Source organism: Actinosynnema sp. NPDC004786 (assembly GCF_053601135.1).
This window is the reverse complement of sequence record NZ_JBSGBG010000001.1, coordinates 346,405-367,452: the sequence shown is the minus strand read 5'-3', so window position 1 is coordinate 367,452 and position 21,048 is coordinate 346,405. Positions and strand designations below refer to the sequence as shown.

Here is a 21,048-nt window from a genome sequence, read left to right as displayed (position 1 = left end):
CGTGGGAGCCGTGCGCGACGAGGTGGCGCGCAGGCTGAGGCGGTGGCGGAGCACGGCCTTGCCGATCGGCCAGGCCGCGCTCGCCGCCGGGCTGTCCTGGCTGGTCGCCACCGAGGTGGTCGGGCACGCCCACCCGTTCTTCGCGCCGATCGCCGCCGTGGTGTGCCTGGGCGTGTCGCTGGGCCAGCGGCTGCGCCGGGTCGTGGAGCTGGTGGTCGGCGTGTCCGTGGGCGTGGGCGTCGGCGACGTGCTGATCTCGCTGATCGGGTCGGGTCCGTGGCAGATCGCGCTGGTCGTGGCCCTCGCGATGTCCACGGCGGTGCTGCTGGACGGCGGCGCGGTGATCGCGCTGCAGTCGGGGTCGTCGGCGGTCCTGGTCGCCACGCTGCTGCCGCCGAGCGCGGGCGGCGGGCTGGACCGGATGGTCGACGCGCTGGTCGGCGGCCTGGTGGGGCTCGCGGTGACGGCGTTGCTGCCGGCGAACCCGCTCACCGTGGCGCACCGGCAGGCGAAGGTGGTGCTCGGCGAGCTGACCGAGGCGTTGCGCGGGGTGGCGACGGCGGTGGCGGAGTCCGACGCGGTGCGGGCCGCCGGGGTGCTGGCGCGGCTGCGGGACAGCCAGGAGGCGGTGGACGAGTTCGAGTCCGCGCTGCGCACGGGCGGTGAGATCGCCACCATCGCGCCGATCCGGTGGCGCAGGCGGCACGAGCTGGGCCGGTACGTGACGGCCGCGACGCCGGTGGACTACGCGCTGCGCAACACCAGGGTGCTGACGCGGCGCGCGTTGGCGGCGCTGCGGGACGACGAGCGGATGCCCGAGGTGCTGCCGGACGTGCTGCGGCAGTACGCGGACGCGGTGGACGTGCTGCGGGCGGAGCTGGAGCGCGGCGACGAGCCGAAGCGGGCGCGGGCGGCGATCTGCGCCGCGGCGTCGGTGGCCACCCCGCACCGGTTGGGCGGCGAGGGCTTCTCCACGAGGGTGGTGCTGGCGCAGGTCAGGTCGGTGGCGGTGGACCTGTTGCAGGCGACGGGGTTGTCCCGGGGCGAGGCCGCGGCGGCGTTGCCGCCCCTGACGCGCAAGGGCGGCAACGAGCGCGACGGCGACTAGCCCTGCGGCCGGTTCAGCACGCCGAGCAGGACGGCGTGCACGGCCTCGTGGTCGCGCGGGTCGGCCAGGCGGCACGACGCGCCGGTGACGGCGTACCACTCCTCCGCGCCCTCGTAGCGCACGGTCGCGCGCAGCGCGCCGTCGTCGGCGAGCGTGGTGCGCAGCTCCAGGTCACCGGTGACCACGCCGACCTCGTCGGTCATGACGCCACCGGGTCCGGCCACGAAGGCGGAGGACAGGTCGGCCATCGGTCGTCAACACCTCCCGAGCATGGTCTGCAACGCAGACTTCTCCGCGGAGTTCACCGTCAAACCCCACTTGTGCTTCGTGCGCGTCCACATCTTCGCGTACGTGCACCAGTACGAGGTCAGCGGCGGCTTCCACAGGGCCGGGTCCTGGTCGCCCTTGGCCTGGTTGACGTTGTCGGTGACGGCGATGAGCTGCGGGCCGCTCAGGTCGTTGGCGAAGGACTGCCGCCGCGACGTGGTCCACGACGACGCGCCGGAGCGCCACGCCTCGGCCAGCGGCACGACGTGGTCGATGTCCACGTCCGAGGCGGCGCTCCAGGTCGCGCCGTCGTACGGGCTGTACCAGCGGCCGGACGTGGCGGCGCAGGCGGAGTCGGTGACCACGTTCGAGCCGTCCCGCTTGAGCACCGTCTCCCGGGTGTTGCAGGCGCCCGAGACGGTGGTCCAGTGCGGGAACAGGTCGCGCGAGTAGCCGCTGGTCGAGCCCTCGCCGGCGACCGTCAGCGCGGCCAGTTCCGCGAGCGCGGTGCTCGTGCTCGGGATGCCCGGCGGCGTCGCGTGGGCGGGGGTGACCAGACCGACTGCCAGCACACCAGCCAGGAGCAGGGAAAAAGCCGGAAGTCGCAGAATGGCGGTGAAGCGCGCGGCTTTGTTGACCGTTGACATAATTCCGACCTTCCTAGTTGGAAGCTGTCGGAATTACCTTGGGTCAATCCTCCTTCCGTTACAACGCTGTCGAGTGACGACTGAATGGCGCGCGGGAAAATTCCGGAGTCACTGCACCCCGCGGACCAGCCGCAGGTCCTCCGTGTGGCGGTACCAGGTCCACTTGCCCATCGGCCGCGGGTGCGCGATGCCGTCGAAGTTCACCTGCACCGGCAGGCAGCCGAGCTGGAACGCGCGCGCCGGCGTGCTCGTCACCTTGCGCCCGAACAGCCGCTTGTGGATGACGTGCACCACCAGCCCAGGGCCGCCGTCCGGGTCCGGGGTGACCTCCAGCCGGGACGCCTGGCCGCGCAGCACGACGGTGTCGTCGCCGTAGCCGACGCCCCGCACGGGGCCGAGCGACCCGAGGCCGACGAGCACCCCGCCCACGTCGTCCCGGACCAGCGACACCCGGTCGGGCTCGCCCGACAGGGCGAGGTCGAGCGCGCGGCCCGGGTCGGTCGGCAGGCCCCACAGCCGGGCCACCTCCGAGCGCGGGTCGGCGGGCACGTACCCGACCGGCACGTCGGCGAGCCGTTCGGTCCGCAGCAGCCGCAGCACCACCGCGTTGAGGTCGGCGTCCGTGCCGTGCACGACGAGACGTTTGTCACCCGAATCGGCGAGGATCGCGTCCACCTCGGCCTTCCCGGGTCGTTCGGCCACTCGGCGCACCTCGAAGCGGTCACCGTCCGTGATCAATGGCGACTGCGAGTTTCCGCAGGCCAGCACGATTCCGCGCACCTTCATCTCCTGGTCTACCCTCAACAGCCGTCCTCATGACGGCTCGGCCGTCGCGGGCATTCGGCTCTTACCCGTCCAACCGCTTGGAGTTTCACATGCCGGCCGTCGTGCTGATCGGTGCCCAGTGGGGCGATGAGGGCAAGGGCAAGGCGACCGACCTGCTCGGTGACCGGGTGCAGTGGGTGGTCCGGTACCAGGGCGGCAACAACGCCGGGCACACCGTGGTGCTGCCCGACGGCCAGAAGTTCGCCCTGCACCTCATCCCCTCCGGCATCCTGACCCCCGGTGTGACCAGTGTCATCGGCAACGGCGTCGTGGTCGACCCCGGCGTGCTGCTCGAGGAGCTGGCGGGCCTGGAGGAGCAGGGCGTCGACACCAGCAAGCTGCTCATCTCCGCGGACGCGCACCTGATCATGCCCTACCACGTGGCGATCGATAAGGTCACCGAGCGCTACCTGGGCAAGGCCAAGATCGGCACCACCGGCCGCGGCATCGGCCCGTGCTACCAGGACAAGATCGCCCGCGTCGGCGTGCGCGCGCAGGACCTGCTGGACGAGAAGATCCTCCGGCAGAAGGTCGAGGCGGCGCTCGACTTCAAGAACCAGGTGCTGGTCAAGGTCTACAACCGCAAGGCGCTCGACCCCGAGCAGGTGGTCGAGAGCGTGCTGGCGCACGGCGCCAAGTTCACCTCGCGGATCGCCGACACCCGGCTGCTGCTCAACCAGGCGCTGGAGCGCGGCGAGACGGTGCTGCTGGAGGGCTCCCAGGGCACGCTGCTCGACGTGGACCACGGCACCTACCCGTTCGTCACGTCGTCGAACCCGACCTCGGGCGGCGCGAGCGCCGGTTCGGGCATCGGGCCGACGAAGATCACGACCGTGATCGGCATCCTCAAGGCGTACACGACGCGGGTGGGCTCCGGGCCGTTCCCGACCGAGCTGCACGACGAGATGGGCGAGCACCTGCGCAAGACCGGCGGCGAGTTCGGCGTGACCACCGGCCGGTCCCGGCGCACCGGCTGGTTCGACGCGGTGATCGCCCGGTACGCGGCGCGGGTCAACGGCATCACCGACTACTTCCTGACCAAGCTCGACGTGCTGTCCGGCCTGGAGAAGGTGCCGGTCTGCGTCGGCTACACGATCGACGGCGAGCGGGTCGACGAGATGCCGATGACGCAGACCGACGTGCACCACGCCGTGCCGGTGTACGAGGAGCTGCCCGGCTGGTTCGAGGACATCAGCCACTGCCGCACGTTCGAGGAGCTGCCCGCGAACGCCCGCGCCTACGTCGAGCACCTGGAGGACATCTCCGGCGCCCGGATGTCCGCGATCGGCGTCGGCCCCGGCCGCGACCAGACCATCGTCCGGCACGACATGCTCGCCTGACCCGCATTCCCCGACAGTGCCTCTGGCGCCGAAGCAATCGGCGCCAGAGGCACTTTCACAATTCGGGACACGTTGACTTCCCCCGTCCGGATATCAAAACTCGAACCCGCTGATCAGCGCGTCCGATGTTCCCCGTCCGCTGGGAGAAATCCGTGTCGATTTCCACGGCGGGTGTTGTCGCGCGCCCCGAAACGGTGGTTCCCGCGCGTGCGCCCGCACCGAGCAAACGCAGGCTGCCCGACCTGCGCCGGTGGCTGAGCCCGCTCGGCCTGGTCGTGCTGTGGCAGGTCGCGAGCAGCACCGGCGTGCTGCCGCCGGACAAGCTCGCGTCCCCGGTCACCGTCTTCACCTCCGCCTACGAGCTGGTCCTCGACGGCCGGCTGGTGGACGCGCTCCTGGTCTCGTCCAGCCGGGTCGCGGTGGGCTTCGCGCTCGGCGCGGCCGTGGGCGGCGCGCTGGGCCTGGCGTCCGGGCTGTCCCGCTGGGGCGAACGGCTGCTCGACCCGCCCGTGCAGATGCTGCGCACGCTGCCGCACCTCGGCCTGGTCCCGCTGTTCATCCTGTGGTTCGGCATCGGCGAGGAGCCCAAGCTGGCGCTCGTCGCGGCGGGCGTCGCGTTCCCGCTCTACCTGAACCTGCACTCGGGCATCCGGCAGACCGACCCGGCGCTGCTGGAGGCCGCGCGGGTGCTCGGCTACACCCGGTTCGAGCGGGTCGTGCACGTGGTGCTGCCGTCGGCGGTGCCGCAGACCCTGGTCGGCCTGCGGATCGCGCTCGGCACGGCGTGGCTGTCGCTGATCGTCGGCGAGCAGGTCAACGCGGACGCGGGCATCGGCTACCTGATCAACAACGCGCGCGAGTTCCTGCGCACCGACATCGTCGTGGTCGGCCTGCTCGTCTACGCGCTGCTCGGCCTGGGCACGGACGCCGTGGTGCGCGGGCTGGAGAGGAAGGTGCTGCGGTGGCGGGCGCGGTGAGCATCCGGGGGCTGGTCAAGGACTTCGGGCCGCGGCGCGTGCTGGCCGGGCTCGACCTGGACGTGGCCGAGGGCGAGTTCGTGGCGCTGCTGGGCCGCAGCGGCTGCGGCAAGTCGACCCTCCTGCGGATCCTGGCCGGGCTGGACGCCGAGGTCGAGGGCTCGGTCACCGTGCCGGGCCGGGTCTCGGTCGCGTTCCAGCAGCCCCGGCTGCTGCCGTGGCGCAGGGTGTGGCGCAACGTCTCGCTCGGGTTGCGCGGCGTGGACGGGCGCGCGGTCGCGGAGCGGGCGCTGGCCGAGGTGCGGTTGGCCGATCACGCCGACGCGTGGCCGTTGACCCTGTCCGGCGGCGAGGCGCAGCGCGTGTCGCTGGCGCGGGCGCTCGTGCGCGAGCCGGACCTGTTGCTGCTGGACGAGCCGTTCGGCGCGCTCGACGCGCTGACCAGGCTCGCCATGCACCACCTGGTCGAGCAGCTGTGGCGGGAGCACCGGCCCGCCGTGCTGTTCGTGACCCACGACGTGGACGAGGCGCTGCTGCTCGCCGACCGCGTCGTGGTGCTGGACGAGGGTCGGATCGTGGCCGAGCACCACGTCGACCTGCCGCGACCGCGGCGCCGCGCGTCCTTCGCGGACCTGCGGGTGGAAGTGCTGTCGAACCTGGGAGTGGACGATGTCGAAGCTGCTTAGCGCCCTGGCGGTCGCGGTCCTGGCGCTGTCGGGCTGCGGCACGGCGGCGTCGTCGGACGGCGAGGTCGTGCTCCGGGTGGGCGACCAGAAGGGCGGCTCGCAGTCCCTGCTGACCGCCGCCGGCCTGCTGGACGACTTCCCGTACAGGATCGAGTGGTCGACCTTCACGTCCGGCCCACCGCTGCTGGAGGCCGCGTCGGCGGGCGCGATCGACGTCGGCGGGGTGGGCAACACGCCGCCGATCTTCGCCGCGGCGGCCAACGCCAGGATCGCCGCGGTGTACTCGGCGAAGGGCAACGTGGAGAGCGACGCCCTGCTGGTGCCCGGCGACTCGCCGGTGAAGACCGTGCGGGACCTGAAGGGGCGCGGCATCGCGGTGGCCAAGGGCAGCTCGGCGCACGGCCAGGTCCTGCTCACGCTGGCCGCCGAGGGCCTGACCACGAAGGACGTGACGCTGAACTTCCTCCAGCCGTCCGACGCGTACTCGGCGTTCACGCAGAAGCGGGTGGACGCTTGGGCGGTGTGGGACCCGTACACGTCGCAGGCGCTCCTGGAGGCCGGCGCGCGGGTGCTCACCGACGGGCGCGGCAAGTCGAACGGCTACACCTTCCAGGTGGCCGGGCGGGCCGCGCTGGACGACCCGCGCAAGGAGGCCGCGATCAAGGAGTTCGTGCGGCGGATCAGCCAGGCGCAGCGGTGGGCCGACACGCACCGCGACGAGTGGGCGCGGGTGTGGGCGGCCGAGACCGGGCTGAAGCCCGAGGTGGCCCGGGCCGCCGTGGCGCGCGGCGGTGACCTGCCGGTCAAGCTGGACGACGCGGTCATCGCCTCCGAGCAGGAGTTGGCCGACGCGTTCACCGCGGACGGCGCGCTGCCCGGCAAGGTGGACTTCAGGAAGTTCGTGGACACCCGATTCCAGGGGGAGCTGTCATGACCGTCGTGCCGCACTGGTTCCTGCCGACCTCCGGCGACGGCCGGACCGTGGTCGAGCGCTTCCACGCCAACCGGTCGCTCGGCGCGGCGGCGGCGCGCCAACCGGACATCGACTACCTCGCCCAGGTCGCGCAGGCGGCTGAGCGCAACGGGTTCGCCGGGGTGCTCACGCCGACCGGCACGTGGTGCGAGGACGCGTGGCTCACCACCGCGGCGCTGCTCGCGCGGACCTCGACGCTGAAGTTCCTGGTGGCGTTCCGGCCCGGGGTGATCTCGCCGACGCTGGCCGCCCAGATGGCCGCCACCTACCAGCGGATCTCCCGCGGCCGGCTGCTGCTCAACGTGGTGACCGGCGGCGACGAGGTGGAGCAGCGGCGGTTCGGCGACTGGCTCGACCACGACCAGCGGTACGCGCGGACGGACGAGTTCCTGCACGTGGTGCGGGCCGTGTGGTCGGGGCGGCCGGTCGACTTCGAGGGCGCGCACTACCGGGTGTCGGGCGCGACCGTGATGGCCGCGCCGGACCCCGTGCCGCCGATCTACTTCGGCGGGTCGTCCGACGCGGCGCTGCCGGTCGCGGCCCGGCGGGCCGACGTGTACCTGACGTGGGGCGAGCCGCCCGCGCAGGTGGCGGAGAAGATCGGCCGGGTGCGCGAGCTGGCGGGCGACCGGCCGATCCGGTTCGGCGTGCGGCTGCACACGATCAGCCGCGACACCTCCGCGGAGGCGTGGCGCGAGGCGGAGAAGCTGCTGGAGGCGCTGGACCCGGAGCAGGTGGCGAAGGCGCAGGAGCAGCTGCGGACGTCGCAGTCGGTCGGGCAGCAGCGGATGCTGGCGCTGCACGGCGGCGACCTGGGCCGCGGCGTGCGCGGGTTGGAGGTCCACCCCGGGCTGTGGGCGGGCATCGGGCTGGTGCGCGGCGGCGCGGGCACGGCGCTGGTCGGCAGCCACGAGGAGGTGGCGGACCTGGTCGAGGAGTACCACGCGCTCGGCGTGGAGGAGTTCGTGCTGTCCGGCTACCCGCACCTGGAGGAGGCGTTCTGGTTCGGCGAGGGCGTGCTGCCGATCCTGGCGGCGCGCGGTCTGCTCGCCGGGTCGTCGGCGCACGGCGGCCCGGAAGCGCACGGCCTCGAGGCGCACGGGCCGGAATTGTCGGACCCCGTCGGTAGAATCGCTGCAAGGGTTCCCCTTGGCGGGGACCTGCGCGAAGCCGCGCACGGGTCTTGATCGGCCTCGGGGGACGCCGGTGGGCGTCCCCCGAGGACGGCGCGGCGATCAGCCCCTGCGGGCTTCCACGGCGGTGTCGGGGTTGTCGGCGAACACCCCGTCCAGGCCGGTGGCGTAGAACCTCGCGTACTCGCCGAACGCGTCGCCGTACGCGGCCGGGTCGGCGGACGTGCGGAAGTCCGCCGGCAGGAACGTGTTCTCGTTGCGGAACGTCCAGGCGTGCACGATCAGGCCGCGGGCGTGGGCGTCGCGCACCAGGGTGGTCGGTTCGAGCAGGCGACCGGACGCGTCGCGCGGGATGACGCGGTCCTTCGCCGCGCCGATGCCGTGCGCGTAGGTGCGGATCTCGCGCAGGCCCTCCGGCGTCAGCAGGTCGCTGTAGGTGCGCTTGTCACCGGCCTTCACGAAGTCGTACGGCGCGCCCGACCCGTTGATCAGCTGCACCAGCGGCACGCGCAGCTTCGACTTGAGCTGCTTGAGGTTCGCCACCTCGAACGACTGCACGTAGACCTTCGCGCCGGGCCGGTTCAGGCCCGCGCGGGTGAGCACGTCGACCAGGCGCGGCTCCAGCGGCAGGCCGATGTCCTGGAAGTACGTCGGGTGCTTGGTCTCCGGGTAGATGCCGATGTCGCGGCCCAGCTCGCGCGACAGCCGGCGGGACAGGTCGATGACCTCCTCCAGCGTCGGCACGGGGAACCGGCCGTCGTAGAGGGTGTTGCGCGCCCGCACGTCCGGGATGCGCTCCTTGGCCCGCAGCGTCTTCAGCTCGGCGAGCGTGAAGTCCTCGGTGAACCAGCCGGTGACCGGCGTGCCGTCGATGACCTTGGTCGTCCTGCGCCCCGCGAACTCCGGCTTGGCCGCCACGTCCGTGGTGCCGCCGATCTCGTTCTCGTGCCGCGCGACGAGCCTGCCGTCCTTGGTCACGACCAGGTCCGGCTCGATGTAGTCGGCGCCCATCCGCGCGGCCAGCTCGTACGCGGCCAGCGTGTGCTCGGGCCGGTAGCCCGACGCGCCCCGGTGGCCGACCACCAGCGGGCCGCCCCCGCGCGACGACGCCACCTCGGCCTCACCGCTCGCCGACGCCGAGGGCAGCACCACCGCCCCCGCCACCGCGAGCGCCGTGAGCGCCGCTCCGACGATCCTCGTCCGCACCATCGCCGACCTCCCGGAAGGGTTCTCGCCCAGAGATTCCAGACCCGCGGCAGCTTCGTCGCGCATTGCGACGTATCGGACACGGTAGGGCGAAGCGCGGACCACGTCACGGTGAACGGGTCGTGATCGTCACTCCCGGGAGATGGCCGCTTCCTCCAGGTCCAGCTCGCGGAGCACCCGGAAGAGGACTTCGTCGTCGATCCGGCCCTCGTCCCGGGCCTGGATGAACACCTGCCGCTCGGCGTCCAGCATGGTCCGCCGCAGCCGCCGGTAGGACGCGGCCGGGCTCTCGTCCTCCTGCCTGCCCAGCCGCTCCCACGCCGCGTTGCCCCGGTGCTCGGCCATGACCCGCAGCCGGTCCACGACGTGGTCCGGCGTGGTCTCGTCCCCGCCGACCACCTCGTCCAGCCTGCGCACGGCGGCCTGCGCGGCGGCGTGCTGCACCTGCGCCTCGGCCAACGCGTCGGTGCGCTCCTCGTCACCGCGGTACGCGAGCTTGCGGATCACGAACGGCAGCGAGAGCCCCTGGAGGAGCAGGGTGCCGACGGTGACCACGAACGCGCAGAACACGATCAGGTTCCGGCCGGGCAGGTCCAGCGGCAACGCGCTCGCCGCGGCCAGCGACACCACGCCCCGCATCCCGGCCCACGACAGCACGGTCACGCCCCGCCACCCCGGCGCGGCCTCGCGCTCCCGGATCCGCCGCGACAGCAGCCGGGGCAGGTAGGCCGCCGGGTACATCCACGCGAACCGCACCAGGATCGTGGCCGCCAGCACGGCCCCCGCCGCCCACAGCAGCCCGGCGGTGATGTCCACGTCGCTCACCACGCTGTTGAGCTGGAGGCCGATCAGGGCGAACACGAACGACTCCAGCATCGCGTCCACCGACCGCCACACCGCCGTGTCCTGCAACCGGGTGTAGTACGAGCTGCGCGGCGCGTTGTGCCCGATGTAGAGCCCGGCGACCACGACCGCGAGCACGCCGGACGCGTGCAGCTCCTCGGCCAGGATGTACGCGCCGAAGGGCACCAGCATGCCGAGCGCGCTCTCCAGCACGCCGTCGCCCAGCCGGTCCCGCAGCCACCGCACGGCCCAGCCCACGGCCAGCCCGACGAGCACGCCGCCGCCCGCGCTGATCGCGAACGTCCGGGTGCCGTCCACCCACGTCGCCGCCGCGCCGGCGGTCGCGGCGACGGCCACCTTGTAGGCCGTCAGCGCGGTCGCGTCGTTGATCAGGCTCTCGCCGGTGAGCAGGGTCATCGTCCGGCGCGGCAGGTTGAGCCGCCGGCCGATCGCGACCGCGGCCACCGCGTCCGGCGGCGCGACCACCGCGCCCAGCACCAGCGCCGCGGGCAGCGACAGCCCCGGCAGCACCAGGTGGGCGACCCAGCCGACGGCGACCGTGGTCACCAGCACCAGGCCCACCGCGAGCAGCCCGATCGGCCGCAGGTTGGCCCGGATGTTGTGGTAGGAGCTGTCCAGCGCGGCCGAGTACAGCAGCGGCGGCAGGACCAGGACGAGGATCAGCTCCGGCTCCAGGGCGAACTCCGGCAGGCCGGGGATGAACGACACCGCGAGCCCGACGCCCACCAGCACCAGCGGCGCCGACCAGTTCAGGCGCTTGGCCGCCGCGGTGACGAGCAGCGCGCCGACGAGCAACAGGAGCAGTTCCGGTCCGTGCATGGCGCAATCTTGCGTGATGATGTGCGGCATGACTTGTGGCCATGTCGCGGAGCTGCCCGAATCCGTCACGCCCGACAACCCCGAGGGCTGCGCGGACTGCCTCGCCGCCGGCGAGCACAACTGGGCCCACCTGCGGATCTGCCTGTCCTGCGGGCACGTGGCGTGCTGCGACTCCAGCCCGCGCCGGCACGCGACCGCGCACTTCAACGCCTCGGAGCACCCCGTCATGCGGTCGTTCGAGCCCGGCGAGGACTGGCGCTGGTGCTACGTGGATGCCCGGATCGTGTGATCCCGCGCCCCGGCTGTCTTTACAGTCCCTTTAGACGGTCGGTCTATGGCTGTGACCTGCGGCACAAGTAGCTTCGTGAGCGCTTCACCCAGCGCGACACGAAGGGGTGCGCGTGCCGACCAAGCCGCAGGTCGAAGTCGATGAACTGCTCGCCGAGTACGACGAGGAGCGCCCGTCGCGCGCCTTGTCCCGGCGCTGGGAGCTGGGCGTGCGGGTGGCGGGCCTCGCCATCGCGCTGCTCGTGCTCAAGCAGGTGTTCTGGCCGTTCAGCAAGGGTGGCCAGTACTACCTGGTGATCTTCCTGGCGGTCACGCTGCCGCTGGTCTTCCTCTGCTACCGGCCGCGCGGCCGGCGCGGCGACACCGACGACCCCGGCGTCGTGGACTGGGCCGCCGCGATCCTCGCGTTCGTCGTGGGCGCGTACCCGCTGTTCGGCGGGTTCGACGCGTTCCTCGACCGCCAGGGGCAGCTCACCTCCCTCGACGTGGTCGCCGGGTCGCTGCTGCTCGTGCTGATCCTGGAGGCCTGCCGGCGGACCACCGGCTGGGTGCTGCCGATCGTGTGCGTGGCGTTCATCGCGTTCGCCTACTACGGCGGCTACCTGCCGCCGTCGTGGTCGATCTCGCACGCCGGGGTGGACTTCGCGCAGATCATCAACGGCTTCTACAACGACGCGACCGGGTTCTACGGGACGCCGCTGGACGTCGCCGCGACCTACATCGTGCTGTTCACGATCTACGGCTCGGTGCTGAACGCGTCCGGCGCGGGCGCGTTCTTCGTGGACATCAGCTTCTCCGCGTTCCGCCGGTCGCGCACCGCGCCCGGCCGCACCGCCGCCACCGCCGGGTTCCTGCTCGGCACCGTGTCCGGCTCGGGCACCGCCACGACCGTGTCGCTGGGCGCGGTGACCTGGCCGATGCTCAAGCAGGCGGGCTACCCCCGGGAGAGCGCGGGCGGGCTGCTCGCCGCGTCCGGCATCGGGGCGATCCTGTCGCCGCCGACCCTGGGCGCGGCGGCGTTCATCATCGCCGAGTACCTGGAGACGTCCTACCTGCAGGTGCTGATCTGGGCGATCCTGCCGACCCTGCTGTACTACCTCGGCATCGCGCTGGCCGTGGAGATCGACGCGCGCAAGTTCGGCGCGAAGCCGGTGGAGATCGACTCGCCCGGCACGTGGGCGCTGCTCAAGCGCGGCGGGTACCACTTCCTGTCGCTCGCGGTGATCGTCGTGTTCCTCGCGCTGGACATCCCGGTGTTCTCCGCCGTCGTCTACGCGACCGGCGTCGCGGCGCTGTTCGCGCTGGTCGCCCTGCGCGGCGACGTGCGGCAGTGGCTGCGGGCGATGGCGGACTCGCTGTCGCAGGGCGTGCGGTCGGCGCTGCCGGTGATCGCGGTGTGCGCGGCGGCGGGCGTGATCACGTCCACGATCACCAAGACCGGGCTCGGGCAGGAACTCGCGTCGGCGCTGGTGGACGTCGCGGCCGCGATCTCGTCCGACCCGACCGCGGTGCTGCTGGTCACGGTGGTGCTCGCGGCGCTCGCGGTGAGCCTGCTCGGCCTGGCCGTGCCGGTGACCGCGTCGTTCATCATCTCGTGGGTCGTCATCGGGCCCGCGCTGATCGAGCTGGGCGTGGCGCGCGAGGAAGCGGCCATGTTCATCTTCTACTACGCGGTGCTGTCCGAGGTGACGCCGCCGACCGCGCTCGCCGCGGTGGCCGCGGCCGCGATCACCGGCGGCGACGTGATGAAGACGATGTGGCGCACGTGGAAGTACACCCTGCCCGCGTTCCTCGTGCCGCTGGCGTTCGTGCTGACCGACAACGGGGCCGGGCTGCTGCTGCGCACGTCGTTCCTCGACGGCGTGTGGGCGTTCGCGGTCTCCGCGCTGGGCGTGGCCGCGCTGGCCGTGCTCACCGGCGGGTGGCTGTTCGGCCGCGCCCGCTGGCCGGAACGCCTGCTGTGCGCGCCCGCCGCCGTCGCCCTGCTCTACCTGCAACCCACCACCATCGCCGTCGGCCTCGGCTTCCTGGTCGCCGCGGTGGCGGTGCACCTCGTCCTACGCCGGAAGACCCCCTCGGGAAAGGAACAGCATGCGCAGCTGGACGCTTAAGGTCGCCGCGGGCGTGCTCTCGGTCGGCCTCGTCGCCGCCGGGTGCGGCGGGAAGCGGACGCCCGACGCCGCCGGGAGCGGCGAGGCGGGCGGCGCCGCCTGCGAGGCGGCGGACGGGCGGATCACCATCGCGACCGGCAACTCCGGCGGCGTGTACTACGTCATCGGCGGCGCGCTGGCCAAGCTGATCAGCGACAACACCAAGCTCAAGGCCACCGCCGCCGAGACCGGCGCGTCCGTGCAGAACATCCAGCAGCTCGTCGCGGGCGACTACGACGTGGCGTTCTCGCTGGCCGACACCGCCGCCGACGCGGTCGCGGGCAAGGGCGCGTTCGACGGCAAGCCGCAGCAGGTGCAGGCGCTGACCCGGCTGTACCCGAACTACACCCAGGTGCTGGTGCGGACCGACTCGGGGATCGACTCCGTGGCCGACATGCGCGGCAAGCGGATCTCGACCGGCTCGCCCAAGTCCGGCACCGAGGTGATCGCGCAGCGGCTGCTGACCGCGGCCGGGCTGAACCCGGAGACCGACGTCCAGGCGCAGCGGCTCGACCTGGCCAAGACCGCGGACGGGATGAAGGACGGCAGCATCGACGGCCTGGTGTGGTCCGGCGGCCTGCCCACCGCGCAGATCACCGACATCACCACGTCGCTGAAGGACCAGGTCAAGTTCCTCGACATCACGCCGCAGCTCGACGCGCTCAAGGAGATCAACCAGGTGTACGACCGGGGCGTCATCCCGGCCGCGACCTACGGGCAGCCGGCCGACGTGCCGACCGTGGCCGTGCCGAACGTCCTGCTCGTGCGCACCGACTTCCCCGAGGGCGACGCGTGCGCCGTGACCAAGCTCATCTACGACAAGAAGGCGGACCTCGAAGCCGTGCACCCGGCGGCCAAGGACATCCGCCAGGAGAAGGCCGGCATGACCGACCCGGTGCCGCTGCACCCCGGATCGTTGGATGCCCTGGGCGGCTGATCGGCGCAGTCATCTAGGCTGGCCCACCGTGCGTGTCCTGGTCATCGGGTCTGGCGCCCGTGAACATGCCCTAGTCCTCGCCCTGTCGCGGGACCCCTCGGTGATCGCGTTGGCCTGCGCGCCCGGCAACGCCGGCATCGCCGGTGTGGCGGAGACCTACGGGGTCGACGTCACCGACGGCGGCGCGGTCGCGGCGCTGGCCAAGGAGTGGAACGCCGACCTGGTCGTGGTCGGGCCGGAGCAGCCCCTGGTGGCGGGCGCGGCGGACGCCGTGCGCGCCATCGGGATCCCCTGCTTCGGCCCGTCGGCCGCGGCGGCCCGGATCGAGGGCTCCAAGGCGTTCGCGAAGGACGTCATGTCCGCCGCGGGCGTGCCGACGGCGGTGTCGGAGATCGTCGACAACCCGGCCCGGCTCGACGCGGCGCTGACCCGCTTCGGCCCGCGGTGGGTCGTGAAGGACGACGGCCTGGCCGCCGGCAAGGGCGTGGTCGTCACCGACGACCGCGCCGTGGCCCGCGCGCACGCCATGACGTTGCTGGAGAACGGCCACCCGGTGCTGCTGGAGTCGTTCCTCGACGGCCCCGAGGTGTCGCTGTTCTGCCTGGTGGACGGCTCCACCGTGGTGCCGCTGCTGCCCGCGCAGGACTTCAAGCGCGTCGGCGACGGCGACTCCGGCCCCAACACCGGCGGCATGGGCGCGTACTCGCCGCTGCCCTGGGCGTCGGACGACCTCGTGGACACGATCGTCTCGACGTGCGTCCAGCCGGTCGTGGACGAGCTGGCGCGGCGCGGCGCCCCGTTCGTCGGCCTGCTCTACGCGGGCCTGGCCCTGACCTCCACCGGGCCGCAGGTCATCGAGTTCAACTGCCGGTTCGGCGACCCGGAGACCCAGGCCGTCCTGGCCCTGCTCCGCACCCCGCCGGCCGCCCTGTTCCACGCCGCCGCCACCGGCGCGCTGGCCTCCGTCGAACCGCTGGACTGGGCCGAGGGCTACGCCGTGACCGTCGTGATCGCCGCCGAGGGCTACCCCGGCCGGCCGCGCACGGGCGACGTGGTGGGCGGCGCGGAAGCCGAGGGCGTGCTGCACGCCGGCACCCGCCGCCGCGAGGACGGCGCCGTCGTCTCCACCGGCGGCCGCGTGCTGTCGGTCGTCGGCACGGGCGACACCCTGGCCGCCGCGCGGGCCGACGCCTACCGCCGCGTGGCGGGCGTCCACCTGACCGGCTCCCACCACCGCACGGACATCGCGCTGCGCGCGGCGGAGGGCGAGGTCGCCGTTCCCTGACCCCGTTCCGGTCCCGCGGGAGGACCGGTTCGCCACGTCCGCGCCGCCGCGGGAACCGGGTCGGGCGTTTCTTCGTCCAACCTCAGACCCGGTTCACGCGGTCGTTGGTAGCCTCGAACCGGGTTCAATCCGTTACCGACCGTACGGGGGTAGGACGTCGTGGAACAGGAGACCGGCCTACTGGGCGCCGTCGCCGCCGCGGGGGGAGCCGTCGGCAAGGCGGTCGGCGAGATGTTCGCGGCGGAGCAGCGGCTGAAGGACTCGATGGCCGGCGGACCGGTGTCGGGCCAGAAGTTCGAGGTGAGCAAGGAGACCGTCCTCCAGGCCGGCAAGATCATCAATGATCAGGCCGAAGCCCTCACCAAGAGCCTCCGGCGGTGCGAACAGCGACTCCAGGTCGACCTGCCCGACGGCGCCGACCCCGTCAACCGGGACATCGCCGCGGCCTGGAACTCCAGGCTGGTCGGCGGTGACGACACCTACGCCGGACGCGTCAGGCAGTACGTCGAAAGCCTCGATGAGCTGGTGGGGCAGTTGAGGGCCGTCGCCGCCCAGTACGGGTTCACCGAGGACGAGGTCACCTCGGCCTTCGGAGCAGCCCGTGCGCAGTAGGTCCCGAGTCGGCCTGGCACTGGCCGTCGCCGCGAGTCTCCTCCTGGTCGGCTGCACCGCCGAGGAACCCGGCGACCCGCGGCCGAGTTCCGGCGACGGGTCGGCGTCGAGCACGTCCGCGGCGCCGACCACGACGCGCTCGTCCCGTCCGGAGGAGATCAAGCTCGACGGGCTCGACCCCTGTCAGACGTTGACGGCCGAGCAGATGAAGCAGCTGTCGGTGGCGAAACCCGAGCTGCAGGAACAGGAACTCGGCGGGCTCGGGAAGTTCCCCCTCTGCGATTACTCGAGCACCAGTGCGCCGCGGTTCGGCTACGGCGTGGGACTGGTGACCGGCAAGGGGATCGAGCACTGGCAGGGCAACGGGAACGTCGACGTGGAGCACACGGAGGTGAGCGGTTACCCGGCCGCCCAAGTGGTGCTCTCCGGCACCGACGACGTGATGTGCTCCATCGCGGTCGACGTGGCCGACGGGCAGCAGCTGCTCGTCGACTTCAACCCGCTCGGTGACGAGTACTCGCAAGAACAGATGTGTCAGAACGCGAAGAAGGCGGCTGAGCTGGCGCTCGTCACCTTGCCGACGCTGGTGTGAGGGGGAAGCCATGGGGTACCGAGAGATCACCGACTTCCGGTTCGAGGGGTACGACAACCACGCGCTGGCCAACCTCGTGCAGCAGTTCCAGTCCGGCGACGCGGCGCAGAAATTCAGTGACGCGTCGCACGCGCTCCGCGAGCTGTCGGCCAGCCTGGTCGAGGTGGACGAGACGCTGCGCACCGAGCTGAAGAAGCTCGGCATCGACTGGCAGGGTGCGGCCGGGGAGCAGGCGAACAAGAAGACCACCGTCATGGCCGACTACGCGTCCGAGGCGGACGAGGCGGCGCGGCGGAACTCGCAGGCGACGGCCGTGCAGGGGGCCAACCACAGCCAGACGCGCAACAGCATGCCCGACCCGCAGCAGTTGCGCGGCGCGACGGAGACCAACTTCGTCGACGACGTCGGCGGGTTCTTCGGGTACGAGACCGACCACGCCAAGGAAGTGAAGGCGACCCAGGCGGCGCGGGAGCAGACCATCCGGGGGCTCGACCAGTACACCGAGGCCAGCCGGGACGCGTTGAACCAGTACCAGGGGATCACCAGGCCCCCGCAGTTCGAGGTCACCACGGCCTCCAGCGTCAGCACGCCGATCGCGGCGGTGGGGCAGCCCGGTGGGGCCGTGCCCGGCATCCCCGCGGGTGTCACGGGCGGGGTGCCCGGCGGGTTCGGCCAGGTGCCCGGTGGCGGCTCGGTCGGGATCGCGCCCCAGTTGCCGGGGCAGTTGCCCGGCGGCTCCACGGGCTTGCTGCCGAGCACGCCGGCCCAGCCGACGGTCATCCCGCCGGCCGCGCTCGGCAAGGTCGGCGGGTCCAACTTCGGGTTGGGGCTCGGCCTCGGGTTGGCCGGCGGACTCGGGTTGGGGCTCGCGGCGACGCAGGCCCGCGGCGGGCGCGTCGTGCGCAACCCCGTGGCGGCGATGCCCGGCGGCGCGAAGGCGCCCGAGGGGCACGCGGGCGGCAAGGGCGCCGGTGGTGGCGGCGGCACGGGCGGCAAGGGCGGTGTGCCGGGGATGCCGAGCACGCTGACCGGCAAGCCCGGCGTCTCCGCGACGATCGGCGCGATCGACCCGGACGAGCGCGTGCCCGGACGTGGCGCGGCCGCCGGCGCGGCGGGCCGCGGGGCCGCCGGCTCCTCGATGCTCCAGCCCGCGGCGACGGCCAAGGGCGGGCCCGGCGAGGAGGACGGCGAGCACGTCCGCAAGTACGGCGTGGACTCCGACGACGTGTTCGGCGACGAGCGCATGGTCGTCCAGTCGGTCATCGGCGACGAGCCCGAGAAGAAGTGAAGTGACCGGCACGGTTGTCCTGTCCACGCTCGAGTTCGACGTGGCGTGGGAAGGCGAGCGCCTCACCCGGCGCAACGTCGCCCTGGACGTGCCGAGCCCGGGGATCACGCACACCGAGCGCGCCGCGTTCGTGGAGCAGGCGTGGCGGTCGCTCGCCGAGCGCGGGCTGGCCGCCAACCGGCGGGTGACGCCCGAACTGGCCGACGTGTTCGCGCTGCTGGCCAACCCGCACCTGTCGATCGACCTGTGGATCTGGGTCGACCGCCGCAAGATCAAGGGTCTCGCGGCGGCGACCGGCGACGACGCCGTGCTCGCCGTGGTCGACGGCGACGAGGTCTGGCTGATCGAGGCACGGGCCAGTGCGCTGGCCGAGGCCGCCGTGTCCGTCGCCGGTGAGATGCCCGCCGGGTACGGGCGGTCGATCAGCCTGCCGAACGACGTGCTGCGGGCGGCGTCCGACGAGGCCGGGCGGGACGCGGAGAAGCTGGTGCTCGCGCTGGAGCGGCACGGCCTGCCGCTGCACGAGGCGCAGGAGCTGGCCGGCATGTGCGACGGGATGAGTACCCGCGGCCAGTTCGGCGTCGAACGCGCCCGGCCCGGCGGCCCGCCGGCGCGCGCGTCCCGCGTGGTCGCCTGGCACGACACGCCGTCCGGCCGCTACCTGCACCAGGTCCGGCCCAGTTCGGACGGTCGCCACTGGAGCACGATCACGCCGATCGACAACGCCCGGCTCGCCGGGTGCGTGTGGGAGTTGGCGCAGGAGGTCTGACTTCCCCGGTGCGGGCGGAACCCCGGCGTCCTCCGCGACGTCAGTTCCGGTGCGGGCCTGGGGGGCCGGAGCAATGCCCGCCGTCATTCGGGAGTGACGTCTGGTGACCACTGCGACCCTCAGCGCCACCGCGTTCCGCACCGCCTGGGAGCACCTGGACCTCGGTGCCATGCCGATCGTGCTGCACGTGCAGGACGACCCCGCGCCGTGGAGCCACCTCGCCGCGCAGGGGCTCGCCCGCGGCGGGGAGCTCGACCCGTGGCTGGGCGCGTCGTTCAAGCTCCTCGCCTGCCCGCCGCGGTCGGCGGACCTGCGGCTGGGGATCGGCAGATCGGCGGTGCGGGCGCTGGCGGCGTCCACCGGTTCCGGCTCGGTGCTGGCCGTGCTCACGCGGGACCTGCTCACCGTGCGGGAGGTCGAGGTCGACCTGGCCACCGCGCTGGTCGGGCTGCTGCCGAAGCTCCCGGACGGCCTGGTGGGCGGGTCGGACCTGCGCGGCCAGTTCGGCGCGGCCGCGATCGACCGGAGCGGGCGGCGCAGGCGGGCGGCGGACGTGGTCGACTTCCACGGGCCCACCGACCCCGCGGCGCTGAAGACCCGGATCACCGGCCTGCTGGACGGGCTCCTCCCCTGAGCCGGCCGGACCGGACACGGGCCACCGGAGCGGCACGGGCGGCGACCGGCCCGGGTCGGACGGCCGGGTGCTGTTCGGCGGAACGGGCGCCGCGCGGACGGCGGTGTGGTCGTGGCGGTGGGGCGTCGGCCACACCGGCGTGGTCGGCGCGGCCGATCGGCGTGGTGGGTCGATTAGCCTGGCGCGCATGCCGGGTGTCGCAGGTCGGGCCGATGTGCCTCCGTTCCACGTGATGGAAGTGCTGTCCGCCGCGGCGCGGCGGCAGCGGGTCGTCGGGGACGTGGTGTCGCTGGCCGCCGGGCAGCCGGCCGGTCCCGCGCCCGCGCCCGTGCTGGAGGCCGCCCACCGCGCCCTGCGCGAGCAGACCCTGGGCTACACCGAGCAGCTCGGCATCCCGGAGCTGCGCGAAGCGCTGGCGGGCCACTACGAGCGGCAGCACGGGTTGTCGGTCTCGGCGGACGACGTCGTGGTGACGACGGGCTCGTCGGGCGGTTTCCTGCTGGCGTTCCTCGCCGCCTTCGACGCGGGCGACCGGGTCGCGCTGGCCCGGCCCGGCTACCCCGCCTACCGCAACATCCTCACCGCGCTGGGCTGCGAGGTGGTCGAGCTGGCCTGCGGGCCGGAGACCCGGTTCCAGCCCACGGTGGCGATGCTCGACGCCGCCGGCCCGCTCGACGGCCTGGTGGTGGCGAGCCCGGCGAACCCGACCGGCACCGTGCTGGCCCCCGACGAGCTGGCCGCGCTGACGGCCTGGTGCGCCGAGCGCGGCGTGCGGCTGGTCAGCGACGAGATCTACCACGGCATCGGCTACGGCACGCCGCTCGCGTCCGCCTGGCAGACCTCCCGGGACGCGGTCGTGGTCAACTCCTTCTCCAAGGTGTTCGCCATGACCGGCTGGCGGCTGGGCTGGATGCTGCTGCCGCCGGACCTGCGCCGGGCCGTCGACCGGCTGACGGGCAACTTCACCCTCTGCCCGCCCGCCCTGGCCCAGCACGCCGCCGTCGCCGCCTTCGAGCCCGAGTCCTACGCGCACGCCGAGCGCCTGGTCGAGGGCTACCGCCTCAACCGGGACGTGCTGCTGAAGGGCCTCGCCGACCTGGGCATCGACGAGGTGGCCCCGGCCGACGGCGCGTTCTACGCCTACGCCGACGTCTCGCACCTCACCGACGACTCGACGGCCTTCTGCCGCCGCCTCCTGGACGACACGGGCGTCGCGGTCGTGCCGGGCGTCGACTTCGACCCCGTGCGCGGGCACGAGTTCATCCGGATGTCCTTCGCCGGGGCCGCCCACGACATCGAGGAGGCGTTGCGGCGGCTCGGCGACTGGCTGGCGTCGTCATCATGACGACAGTTGTACCCCCGATCCGGGCCGGATGGGGGAACCGATCGCCGGTGCCGCTCGTTCGGGTGACATGGTCCGGATAATCCTGTGGCTGCTCGCGGCCTGGCTCGTGCTCACCGTGCTCGGCGCGGTGATCAAGGGCGTCTTCTGGCTCGCGGTGATCGGTGGCGTGCTGTTCCTCGGCACGGCCGCGTACGGCGCGATCAAGAGCACCAAGCGCCCGAAGGGCATCAAGGGGCCCTGACGCCCGAGCCCGGGCGGAACCCGCACCGCAGGCGGACGCCGCGGCGCGAGTGCCGCGCGGGC

22 protein-coding genes are annotated in these 21,048 nt (G+C 72.9%); 17 read left to right on the top strand and 5 right to left on the bottom strand.

Translation table 11 applies throughout. The features are described from left to right. Position 1 precedes the first annotated feature (1 nt). The gene (locus ACWEFJ_RS01960) at positions 2-1,108 is read left to right on the top strand and encodes an FUSC family protein (RefSeq protein ID WP_449712611.1); all 1,107 of its coding nucleotides are present in this window, start codon (positions 2-4) and stop codon (positions 1,106-1,108) included. Here ACWEFJ_RS01960 and ACWEFJ_RS01955 read toward each other — a convergent pair. The 3 genes from ACWEFJ_RS01955 to ACWEFJ_RS01945 all read right to left on the bottom strand — a co-directional run bounded on the left by ACWEFJ_RS01955 (position 1,105) and on the right by ACWEFJ_RS01945 (position 2,808). Continuing rightward, positions 1,105-1,356, bottom strand: a complete 252-nt coding sequence (locus tag ACWEFJ_RS01955; protein ID WP_378089909.1) for a hypothetical protein — start codon at positions 1,354-1,356, stop codon at positions 1,105-1,107. The genes ACWEFJ_RS01960 and ACWEFJ_RS01955 overlap by 4 nt on opposite strands. Before the next feature lie 6 nt (positions 1,357-1,362). Continuing rightward, positions 1,363-2,022, bottom strand: a complete 660-nt coding sequence (locus tag ACWEFJ_RS01950) for an HNH endonuclease family protein (RefSeq protein WP_449712610.1) — start codon at positions 2,020-2,022, stop codon at positions 1,363-1,365. A gap of 108 nt (positions 2,023-2,130) precedes the next feature. Further along, positions 2,131-2,808 (bottom strand): diacylglycerol kinase family protein, encoded by a 678-nt coding sequence (locus ACWEFJ_RS01945; protein WP_378089931.1) that lies wholly within the window; start codon positions 2,806-2,808, stop codon positions 2,131-2,133. Positions 2,809-2,897: 89 nt separating this feature from the next. On the opposite strand from ACWEFJ_RS01945, the gene ACWEFJ_RS01940 reads away from it, so the two are divergent. The 5 genes from ACWEFJ_RS01940 to ACWEFJ_RS01920 all read left to right on the top strand — a co-directional run bounded on the left by ACWEFJ_RS01940 (position 2,898) and on the right by ACWEFJ_RS01920 (position 8,010). Next, positions 2,898-4,187, top strand: coding sequence for an adenylosuccinate synthase (locus ACWEFJ_RS01940; RefSeq protein WP_378089905.1), 1,290 nt, complete (start codon positions 2,898-2,900; stop codon positions 4,185-4,187). Positions 4,188-4,339: 152 nt separating this feature from the next. Next, the gene (locus ACWEFJ_RS01935) at positions 4,340-5,164 is read left to right on the top strand and encodes an ABC transporter permease (RefSeq protein ID WP_378089903.1); all 825 of its coding nucleotides are present in this window, start codon (positions 4,340-4,342) and stop codon (positions 5,162-5,164) included. Next, positions 5,149-5,850 carry an ABC transporter ATP-binding protein gene (locus ACWEFJ_RS01930; protein ID WP_378089901.1) on the top strand — a complete coding sequence of 234 codons (702 nt, stop codon included), beginning with the start codon at positions 5,149-5,151 and terminating at the stop codon, positions 5,848-5,850. Before ACWEFJ_RS01935 ends, ACWEFJ_RS01930 begins: the two co-directional genes overlap by 16 nt. Continuing rightward, positions 5,834-6,784: an ABC transporter substrate-binding protein gene (locus ACWEFJ_RS01925; protein WP_449712609.1), complete on the top strand. Its 951-nt coding sequence runs from the start codon at positions 5,834-5,836 to the stop codon at positions 6,782-6,784. Before ACWEFJ_RS01930 ends, ACWEFJ_RS01925 begins: the two co-directional genes overlap by 17 nt. Beyond that, positions 6,781-8,010, top strand: a complete 1,230-nt coding sequence (locus tag ACWEFJ_RS01920; protein WP_449712608.1) for an LLM class flavin-dependent oxidoreductase — start codon at positions 6,781-6,783, stop codon at positions 8,008-8,010. Before ACWEFJ_RS01925 ends, ACWEFJ_RS01920 begins: the two co-directional genes overlap by 4 nt. A gap of 48 nt (positions 8,011-8,058) precedes the next feature. Here the strand turns inward: ACWEFJ_RS01920 and ACWEFJ_RS01915 are convergent, their stop codons facing one another. Together ACWEFJ_RS01915 and ACWEFJ_RS01910 are read right to left on the bottom strand one after the other, a co-directional pair. Then, positions 8,059-9,165: a glycerophosphodiester phosphodiesterase gene (locus ACWEFJ_RS01915; protein WP_449712607.1), complete on the bottom strand. Its 1,107-nt coding sequence runs from the start codon at positions 9,163-9,165 to the stop codon at positions 8,059-8,061. Positions 9,166-9,291: 126 nt separating this feature from the next. Further along, the gene (locus ACWEFJ_RS01910; RefSeq protein WP_378089892.1) at positions 9,292-10,845 is read right to left on the bottom strand and encodes a Na+/H+ antiporter; all 1,554 of its coding nucleotides are present in this window, start codon (positions 10,843-10,845) and stop codon (positions 9,292-9,294) included. A 28-nt stretch (positions 10,846-10,873) separates the two neighbouring features. Between ACWEFJ_RS01910 and ACWEFJ_RS01905 the strand changes: the two genes are divergently transcribed. The 11 genes from ACWEFJ_RS01905 to ACWEFJ_RS01855 all read left to right on the top strand — a co-directional run bounded on the left by ACWEFJ_RS01905 (position 10,874) and on the right by ACWEFJ_RS01855 (position 20,986). Further along, positions 10,874-11,134, top strand: a complete 261-nt coding sequence (locus ACWEFJ_RS01905; RefSeq protein ID WP_378089890.1) for a UBP-type zinc finger domain-containing protein — start codon at positions 10,874-10,876, stop codon at positions 11,132-11,134. A 112-nt stretch (positions 11,135-11,246) separates the two neighbouring features. After that, positions 11,247-13,244: a TRAP transporter permease gene (locus ACWEFJ_RS01900; protein ID WP_449712606.1), complete on the top strand. Its 1,998-nt coding sequence runs from the start codon at positions 11,247-11,249 to the stop codon at positions 13,242-13,244. Further along, positions 13,225-14,220, top strand: a complete 996-nt coding sequence (locus tag ACWEFJ_RS01895) for a TAXI family TRAP transporter solute-binding subunit (RefSeq protein WP_449712605.1) — start codon at positions 13,225-13,227, stop codon at positions 14,218-14,220. The genes ACWEFJ_RS01900 and ACWEFJ_RS01895 overlap by 20 nt, the downstream gene beginning before the upstream one ends. A gap of 28 nt (positions 14,221-14,248) precedes the next feature. Continuing rightward, complete coding sequence (purD, locus tag ACWEFJ_RS01890) at positions 14,249-15,505, top strand: phosphoribosylamine--glycine ligase (protein WP_378089884.1); 1,257 nt, start codon at positions 14,249-14,251, stop codon at positions 15,503-15,505. Positions 15,506-15,664: 159 nt separating this feature from the next. After that, the gene (locus ACWEFJ_RS01885) at positions 15,665-16,117 is read left to right on the top strand and encodes a hypothetical protein (protein WP_449712604.1); all 453 of its coding nucleotides are present in this window, start codon (positions 15,665-15,667) and stop codon (positions 16,115-16,117) included. Then, positions 16,107-16,709 (top strand): DUF3558 domain-containing protein, encoded by a 603-nt coding sequence (locus ACWEFJ_RS01880; protein WP_449712603.1) that lies wholly within the window; start codon positions 16,107-16,109, stop codon positions 16,707-16,709. The genes ACWEFJ_RS01885 and ACWEFJ_RS01880 overlap by 11 nt, the downstream gene beginning before the upstream one ends. A gap of 10 nt (positions 16,710-16,719) precedes the next feature. Next, entirely contained in the window at positions 16,720-17,997 is a 1,278-nt protein-coding gene (locus ACWEFJ_RS01875; protein WP_449712602.1) for a PPE domain-containing protein, read from the top strand. Between the two features lies 1 nt (position 17,998). Then, complete coding sequence (locus ACWEFJ_RS01870; RefSeq protein ID WP_378089876.1) at positions 17,999-18,766, top strand: ESX secretion-associated protein EspG; 768 nt, start codon at positions 17,999-18,001, stop codon at positions 18,764-18,766. Between the two features lie 103 nt (positions 18,767-18,869). Further along, a complete protein-coding gene (locus tag ACWEFJ_RS01865) occupies positions 18,870-19,400 on the top strand; it encodes an ESX secretion-associated protein EspG (protein ID WP_378089874.1) in 531 nt (176 codons plus the stop codon). 187 nt (positions 19,401-19,587) lie between these two features. Next, complete coding sequence (locus tag ACWEFJ_RS01860; protein ID WP_378089872.1) at positions 19,588-20,745, top strand: pyridoxal phosphate-dependent aminotransferase; 1,158 nt, start codon at positions 19,588-19,590, stop codon at positions 20,743-20,745. Between the two features lie 67 nt (positions 20,746-20,812). Beyond that, a complete protein-coding gene (locus ACWEFJ_RS01855) occupies positions 20,813-20,986 on the top strand; it encodes a hypothetical protein (RefSeq protein ID WP_378089870.1) in 174 nt (57 codons plus the stop codon). The last annotated feature ends 62 nt before the right edge of the window (positions 20,987-21,048 follow it).